The organism is Flavobacterium sp. TC780 (assembly GCF_056783245.1).
Map to the genome: position 1 here is coordinate 50616 of NZ_JBXBAV010000017.1, position 7953 is coordinate 58568.

General features: G+C 32.0%; 7 protein-coding genes and 1 pseudogene. 1 reads left to right on the plus strand and 7 read right to left on the minus strand.

Annotated elements, in window-relative coordinates; translation table 11 throughout:
* Positions 1-21: 21 nt before the first annotated feature.
* The 7 genes and pseudogenes from AC1RYN_RS01735 to AC1RYN_RS01765 all read right to left on the minus strand — a co-directional run bounded on the left by AC1RYN_RS01735 (position 22) and on the right by AC1RYN_RS01765 (position 7219).
* A pseudogene (locus AC1RYN_RS01735) lies at positions 22-1354 on the minus strand (hypothetical protein).
* A gap of 152 nt (positions 1355-1506) precedes the next feature.
* Positions 1507-2064 (minus strand): hypothetical protein, encoded by a 558-nt coding sequence (locus AC1RYN_RS01740; RefSeq protein ID WP_481805581.1) that lies wholly within the window; start codon positions 2062-2064, stop codon positions 1507-1509.
* Positions 2065-2650: 586 nt separating this feature from the next.
* Positions 2651-2974 (minus strand): hypothetical protein, encoded by a 324-nt coding sequence (locus tag AC1RYN_RS01745; RefSeq protein WP_481805582.1) that lies wholly within the window; start codon positions 2972-2974, stop codon positions 2651-2653.
* 31 nt (positions 2975-3005) lie between these two features.
* Positions 3006-3602 carry a heavy metal-binding domain-containing protein gene (locus tag AC1RYN_RS01750; protein WP_481805583.1) on the minus strand — a complete coding sequence of 199 codons (597 nt, stop codon included), beginning with the start codon at positions 3600-3602 and terminating at the stop codon, positions 3006-3008.
* Between the two features lie 11 nt (positions 3603-3613).
* Positions 3614-3832, minus strand: coding sequence for a heavy-metal-associated domain-containing protein (locus tag AC1RYN_RS01755; protein ID WP_481805584.1), 219 nt, complete (start codon positions 3830-3832; stop codon positions 3614-3616).
* A 121-nt stretch (positions 3833-3953) separates the two neighbouring features.
* Positions 3954-5978 (minus strand): heavy metal translocating P-type ATPase, encoded by a 2025-nt coding sequence (locus AC1RYN_RS01760; protein ID WP_481805585.1) that lies wholly within the window; start codon positions 5976-5978, stop codon positions 3954-3956.
* 755 nt (positions 5979-6733) lie between these two features.
* Entirely contained in the window at positions 6734-7219 is a 486-nt protein-coding gene (locus AC1RYN_RS01765) for a DUF2652 domain-containing protein (RefSeq protein ID WP_481805586.1), read from the minus strand.
* Between the two features lie 421 nt (positions 7220-7640).
* Here AC1RYN_RS01765 and AC1RYN_RS01770 point away from each other — a divergent pair, with 421 nt between their 5' ends.
* Positions 7641-7919 carry a hypothetical protein gene (locus AC1RYN_RS01770; protein WP_481805587.1) on the plus strand — a complete coding sequence of 93 codons (279 nt, stop codon included), beginning with the start codon at positions 7641-7643 and terminating at the stop codon, positions 7917-7919.
* The last annotated feature ends 34 nt before the right edge of the window (positions 7920-7953 follow it).

Here is a 7953-nt window from a genome sequence, read left to right on the forward strand (position 1 = left end):
TTTGCTTAATAATTTCAAATCCTATTGTACCGTATGGTTCTTTGGTGGAAAAAAGAAATGTGAAGGCTTACTTAGAAAATACCTGAAAATTGCCCCTGTTACCTGTTTTAATTCAGAAATCGGAATATCTCGGGAGCGGAATGCAAGTCCTAGTGACAAACTGAAACTAACAAGGAAATTGACCAGACCAATAATCCCTATACCTAGAACAGACCAAAAAAACATCCATTGAGTAATAGCAAAGTCTGCTCCATATAAACCCATGGCAAAGTTCCCGCTAGCAAAAGTAATGTGTCTGATATCAATATTCAATCCAAAGAAGATTCCAATAAAAACTGTACTTCCCATAAAAACACCAAACCAAAAATTAGAAATAATTCCTGCCCATTTTTTTTCATATAACGAAGCTAATTTTTTAGTCATCCTTTTTCCTAAACTTAATTTAAGCAATGGATGCTCTTGAATACGGTAATAAATATGATTGTGCTTGTCACGATTGGCAATACTTCCAGCAATAATTCCAGATAAGAACAGAAAAACTCCTGCTATAGCAGCATGAAAAATTGCAGCAGAATAAATCGGATTCAGATCATTTATTAGAATTGGCCATTTTCCTTTAGCAATATTATAATGAAATACTATGTCAATAAGCCAGATACCAAGTAATGAAACTGGAAAAGCGATAATAACATTCCCTACGAATGCAATAAACTGTGAGCGAAATACTCGTGCAAAAAATATCGCAAACTCTTTATACTTGTACTCATTCTTGTCTTGATCCTTGTGTTTAAAACCTTCCTGTAAGGCTCTTACCAAAGCAGAAGCTGTCATTGCTGGTTGCTTAGTTGCAAGTGTAAATCCGAGGATATAAATTATGATAAATCCTATCGAGTAATTCATACTATATAAGAGAACATGTCCAAATCCACTGGCATTTACTTTTCCTAATAATAGTTTGATAATACACAATATTTGAACAAACAATAAAACCACCACCAGCTGCAGAATAAAACATTTTATAATATTCCTTTCGACTGTTTGTAGATAATGTTCACCCGTATTAGCTGTATGTTGTGTTATTTCGTATGATAGCAATTGTGTACTCACTAATTAGTTTGTCAATATTATTTTTATCACAATTGTATTTAATCAGTATGTAAGACAGGTAAATGGTGTTCTTATTTGCATCATGCTCTTCGTTTGTATTAAAAGCGGGTAATAATGATTTCAAGCGATTAAGTTGCTGACGGATTCGCAATAGGCTTTGATTTACACGCAATGAGATTCCAAATTTATTACTGTTTTTAAAGGCAGTTTCTATATAATCTGTACATTGTTGTGTAAAATAATTCAATGTTTGTATCCTAGATATCGGGATGCATAACGTTCACGCTAGACTCAATCAGCTTTTCACTTATTAGCAATAACTCTCGTTGGAAAGCAAGAAAGGAAATTTCATAATTTTCATATTCAGGAACCATCTGGATGACATCAGTCTTGATTGGCTTATCGACATATACGATAGGTAATAACCTCCATTGCAAAAACTAGCTCCGTAAGCGATGACTTTTCATCACTCGATTCATAAATAGAACGAAATTCTAATAAAGAGTACAACTCCCATATTTGTTCCTCAGGTATTTTCTTTATCCATAGCGGATCAGTCTTAACAAAGAATACCTGATTTAGTATAAATTGCAGTGTATCTTTTTCGGGTTGTTCAGGAATTAATTTAGCAAATAACCGCCTACGCACCTCATAAAAGAAATTGGCATTCTGGAGAATACCCGCATCAGAAAGAATTTTATTAAATTTTTTCTTTTCTAAATGTGCACTAACACAGGTCATCAGGCCATCACGATAATTTTGATTTCCCTTAAGCAAATCAATAAGTTCAGATAAATCTACAACAGTTGTTTTTTTTATTTTCTTTGGACGAACCAAATTCACTAATTCTACCAGTAACTCTACATTTCCTTTGTTATATTCCCATAACTTCTGGTCTTCAAAGTTTTCTTCAAAATAGCGCTTTAAGGTCATTTTTGGTTTTCTCCTCAATTTCATTCTAATCAAATTTAATTATTACGAATCCTTTTTTATCTGATACAAAAAAGAAGCTCGTTCTTGTTATGCAATATACCATCTAAAAATAACACTCTTTTTAATTTTTTCATAAAGAATTCTTACAATACATTATTTAGATAGAATTTTAATTTCATTCTCATTTCTATATTTACCTTCAGAGAATCAAAAAACAGCATATCATCTATCATTTTTCTATGCACTTACTATTCTTAAATTAAATCATAAGTAGCTAATAATTAAACTTTTTACAACTAACATTATATTTTAATAACTACATCGCATTCATGCAGCTGAAAGTGAATTTTAGCTTAAAATCAATCCATAAACTTTAGATGACAATACCTTTTACATTTTAAATAAAAAAAATAATCATTATACTATTTTTATTATAAACAGACAGCAAATCACTCTATAAAACATCAAAAGAGGCTAAATCACAATATGAAATAGCCTCTCTTTTGCCTTTAATCCAGATTTTTTGTAAATAATATAAACTTCTTAGGCTACAAGTAATCTTCAAAAATAGCCTTCTAAATAGTAAATTAGGATCTTAATTATTTTACTCTTAATGATTATGATTATCGTGATTATCATTTGCTGACTTTGTTCCTTCTAACACATTTACAGTAAAATCAGCTGTACGAACTATGCCATCTATTTTAAACTGTACCCACATTCTATATAAACCTACTTTTTTAACTTTTGTCTCAGCATAAATAGGGAATTCTTTATCTGATATTGGATGAATATGAAGAAAGTCTTTTGTCTCTTTGGCAATCATTACAATATGTGCATTTGCTCCTAGATACGGTTGAATATCTTTCTGTTCTAGTTTCTTACCATCTCTTTCAACTGTAAACTTTAATAGCTGCCCTCTCTCAGTCTTCAAATCGTTTCCATTTGTAAGTAACAAAGTATAATTATAAACTTCGAGAAACAAGCTTTTCGGCTGTCGTTTTTGATACTTTTAAAGGAGTTCCTTTTACATCAGCTTCCAGCATTTTTACTTTACCCGAAGTACCATTTGGTTTATAATCTACAAATAGAAGATATTTTCCTCCTGCTGGAAATGTTTCCGGAATAGTAAATGTTCCATCTGTTTGTTCTTCTGGATGAATATGATTAAACCATGTTAATTCTTCATTCATAATTAACAGATGTAGTTTCATTTCGTGCACCACATCCATTACTACATTTTTACCTCCCTCTGTAATTGAAATAGAAAGTTTTGCAGGTTTCCCCGCCTCAATTACCTCAGGATTACTAGACAACTTAACTTCAAAATCCTTTGCTTTCTCTGTTGCTATCGGTTCCAATTCCATTCCACATTTTGAGCATTTTTCGCCTTTTTTTCCCGTTACTTCAGGATGCATCGGGCAAGTATAATTACTTTCTCCTTTTTCGTTCTGATGTGTACTCATATCTGCTGATTTTTGTTTGTTCCCAGAATTATTACAAGCCGATAGCATTGCAATAGATACAATTCCTGTGAGCAGTGTTTTTTTAAATTTATTCATATAATCTTCTATTATCTTATAGGTTCTGCACTAAACCCTTTACTTTTTATGATTGTAACTATTTCATCTTCTGTAATCCCTTCTGATTGAACTGTGAGGATTTTATCACTGCTATCGGTATCTACATTCCATTGTCCGATTCCTACGTTATTATCTAAATCAGATTTTACTTTAGCTACACATCCACCACAATTAAGGGTTGTTTTAAATTGAATATCTTTATTTTCCATTTTATTAATTCTTTTATTATTATTTAATACAGCAAATTTATACAGATTACCTCTCTTATCGTTTACAATATTCCTTGTTTGATTTGTGATATTTACTGATTAAGTGATAAAATCATTTACTTTAGAATTTCATTCTTTGTATTCGAACGGCATTCAATATAGCCAATAGTGCCACGCCTACATCTGCAAACACAGCTTCCCACATAGTGGCAAATCCGCCTGCACCAAGTACCAATACGATAGCTTTTATAGAAAATGCTAATATGATATTTTGCCAAACTATTTTTTTGGTTTGCTTACCTATATTTATTGCCATTGGTATTTTTGAAGGCATATCGTCTTGGATGACTACATCGGCAGTTTCAATGGCAGCATCACTTCCCAAACCTCCCATTGCAATACCTGCATCACTTAAAGCAATTACTGGAGCATCGTTTACTCCGTCGCCTACAAATGCTACACTCCTGTTATTGGCCTTGATTTCTTTTACTTTATTAACTTTGTCTTCAGGAAGTAAGTCTCCATAGGCACTATCTATTCTTAATTGTTTTGCAACATGATCTACAACCGCACTTTTATCTCCACTAAGCATGGTAACCCTAATATTCATGCTATGCAATTTATCTATAGCACTTTTTGCATCCACTTTAATACTATCTGAGATTGTGAGATAACCAGCAAATTTTCTATCGTAAGAAATAGCAATTACTGTGTAGACAATATTAGAAGTATTGGCATTATGACTGATATTAAATTTATCAAGCAGCTTAAAATTACCAACCAGTAATTCTTTTCCATTAACAGTAGATTTGAGTCCATATCCAGCAATTTCTTCAGTATCTAACAAGTTGATGGTATGATCTACTTCTCCAACATAGTTATGAATAGCAGAAGCTACGGGATGTGTACTTTGACTTTCGAGAGCGTTAACCATTTTAAGTATTTCATCTTTATCAAATTCGGGATTGATCAGTACTTCCTGAACTTTAAAAACACCTTCTGTCATTGTTCCTGTTTTATCAATCACCACATGCTGAACGTTGGCAAGAATATCCAAGAAATTAGAACCTTTAAACAAAATACCATTATGGCTTGCTGCTCCAATACCACCAAAATATCCTAACGGAATAGAGATTACCAAAGCACACGGGCATGAAATAACTAAAAACACCAATGCTCTATACAGCCATTCGCTAAATACATAATTATCAACAAACAGTGCCGGTAACAACGTGATGGCTATCGAAAGAAAAACTATAATTGGTGTATATATCTTAGCAAACTTACGAATGAACAATTCCGTTGGTGCTTTTTGGCTAGTTGCATCTTGTACCAGTTCTAGTATCTTACTTAACTTACTATCAGAATAAGCAACGGTTACTCTGACCTGACTCACTGTATTGAGGTTAATCATACCTGCCAGTACTTTTTCTCCCTTTGATTTGGTATCTGGTTTACTTTCTCCAGTAAGTGCTGCGGTATTGTATGAAGCGCTTTCTGAAATGAGCTCTCCATCGAGTCCTAATTTCTCACCCGGTTTTAACTGAATAATATCTCCAATTTTTGCCTCTTCTGCCTTTATAACTGTTAGTTTGCCTTCTTTTAATATTGTAACCTCATCGGGGCGTTGATCTAATAACGCTTTAATGTTTCCTTTAGCACGAGATACAGCAAGTGTTTGAAACACTTCGCCCACAGCATAAAACAACATAACGGCTACAGCTTCGGGATATTCACCTATTGCAAAAGCTCCCATTGTAGCAATTACCATTAGAAAAAATTCTGAAAAGAAATCTTTGTAGCGAATACTCTCAATAGCTTCTTTTATGACTGGTAATCCAACCGGAATATAAGCCACCACATACCACACTAATCTTACCGAATTAGTAAACCAATCCTGAGGAAAATAATTATCTAATCCTATACCAGTGAGCAATAAAACTAATGAAATGGCAGATGGTAAAAATAACTGAAATGCCGTTTTACCTTCAAGATCGTGACTGTGATCATGGTCATGTTCGTGATTATGATCATGATGATTTCCTATTTTCTCTCTTTTTCCGTGACTATGGTCGTGATTATGCTGATGTCCCTCTTTTGTTTGAGGTTTTAAATAAACATCTGTACTACAACATTGCTTTGACATATCTAATTATTTTTTAATTCTTATGTCAAAATTATCACCCTATTTTGGGAACCTGGTTGCAAATGCAGGATGGCTTTTTTTGGAACAATTTTCACAAATTCCTTTCATTACAAAATTGACACTCTCTAATAAGAATTTTTCAGGAAGTTGAATGGGTGGTATAGAAATACTTTCAAGACAATACGTACTATGACAACGGTTGCAATTAAAATGAACATGCAACTCTCCAAGCGTACACATACAGGATTCCATGCAAATTGAATATTTCATGGACAGAAGCCATCGTCAATAGTATGGATAAGCAAATTTTCATGAAACAAACTCAATGTTCTAAAAATGGTTGATTTATTGACGGTTTCTAATTTCGTCTCAAGATCAGTTAAGGCTAAACGCTTTTTTAAATTCAGTCATAGTCTTGAATATTAATAACCGTACTGATGTTGGTTTTATATTCCTGTTCAACAACTTTTTTTCTCAGTGCTTTTCATCTTTTATACTTTACTTACACTTCTATAACAAACTTAGAAAAAAACAAACACAAAAAATCACTGTTATAAATGTCTTAAACATTTTTATAAAACAGAAGTAAAAAATTTTGTATTCTATTTTGAATTTAGAATGCTACAATTATTCATTATATCATAAATACGAAATTAGGCAATCTAGCTAATCACAAATAATGGATATAACCGATTTCTGGCAGGTACATACAGTTCTCGCAATTATCATATTCTAAAGTTGATTGAGCTGGTTGTTCAAAATTGGCTTTTAAAAATGCATCTGAGAATAAAGCATAAGGCGGAAATTTGGCAATATGATTTTTGAGCATTTTGTGTGCTTCCACAACTGGTGCTCCATATAGCATTTTCAAACCTTCCAATTTTATATTTGGTAAAAGCTCCATAGTGCACAATAATTTTCAATGATAAAGGAATTTTTATATCAAGCTGTAAGGAAAGCTTGGCTACTTCTTTTTTAAAGTTATCGTACATTACTTCTATCTGAGTTATTGTATCATCAAACGAAGGTATTTTGCGGTATTTATAAAACAATATAGCATCTCCTTCAATTTCAGAAACTTCTAGGTTTAGATTATTACTATTTATTATTGACTTTAGAAGATTTTCAGTTATATATTTTCCGATAAACATATTAGTATTTATAACAAAGTTTGTAAAACCAGATATATCAGGGATTATGACAATTCCTTTTTCATATTGAGCAGCATGTTCTTGTATCATATTTATTCCTGATTAATAGATAAAAATTTGGTTGTGTTTCAGTAATCTAATTTTATTTAGATATTTAATTCCCACTAACTCCTTTATCTTTTCATGTAGTTTTATGGGTTTGTTAAATAATATATCAAATCCATTTTCCTATTTTTTTTGTACAAACTTAAGTATAGCATCGGGCTGCACTATAGTGTTATTCCTTGTTTGATTTATAACATTTACTGATTGATAGTGGCTGTAAACTGTGAGAAAAAAAACTAATTCATCATTTATCAACCCTATAATTTAGGTTATTATTTATAAGTAAATATATATTTACAGTCTTAAATATTTTACCCAGTTAGTCATTTATAATGAATAGAAAATTGAATTTTAATAGTAAGTTTGCCTGTATATTTATAATATAAAATTTTATCAAATAAGGAATATGAATACATTATTTGTCAAAAACATGGTTTGTAACCGCTGTATAATGGTAGTTCAAGATGAACTTGAAAAGCTTGGTTTGGAGTTTACCAATATTAAGTTGGGAGAAGTTACTCTTACAAAGGAACTAACCTCCGACGAAAGAAATTCACTGGAAAGTGTGCTGGTTCCTTTAGGCTTTGAAGTAATTGATGATAAAAAAAGTAGAATCATCGAAAAGATAAAAAATACTATCATCGATTTGAGGTGCTGCCTCCCTAACAACAGGAGCATGTATTAACCTTAGCAATACGTAACTGAACCAAGTAACAGGA

Excerpts from the sequence above, each read along its gene's own strand:
- AC1RYN_RS01750 (WP_481805583.1), bottom strand. The coding sequence starts at position 3,602 with ATGAATAAATTTAAAAAAACACTGCTCACAGGAATTGTATCTATTGCA.
- AC1RYN_RS01740 (WP_481805581.1), bottom strand. The coding sequence starts at position 2,064 with ATGAAATTGAGGAGAAAACCAAAAATGACCTTAAAGCGCTATTTTGAA.
- AC1RYN_RS01755 (WP_481805584.1), bottom strand. The coding sequence starts at position 3,832 with ATGGAAAATAAAGATATTCAATTTAAAACAACCCTTAATTGTGGTGGA.
- AC1RYN_RS01765 (WP_481805586.1), bottom strand. The coding sequence starts at position 7,219 with ATGATACAAGAACATGCTGCTCAATATGAAAAAGGAATTGTCATAATC.
- AC1RYN_RS01760 (WP_481805585.1), bottom strand. The coding sequence starts at position 5,978 with ATGTCAAAGCAATGTTGTAGTACAGATGTTTATTTAAAACCTCAAACA.
- AC1RYN_RS01770 (WP_481805587.1), top strand. The coding sequence starts at position 7,641 with ATGAATACATTATTTGTCAAAAACATGGTTTGTAACCGCTGTATAATG.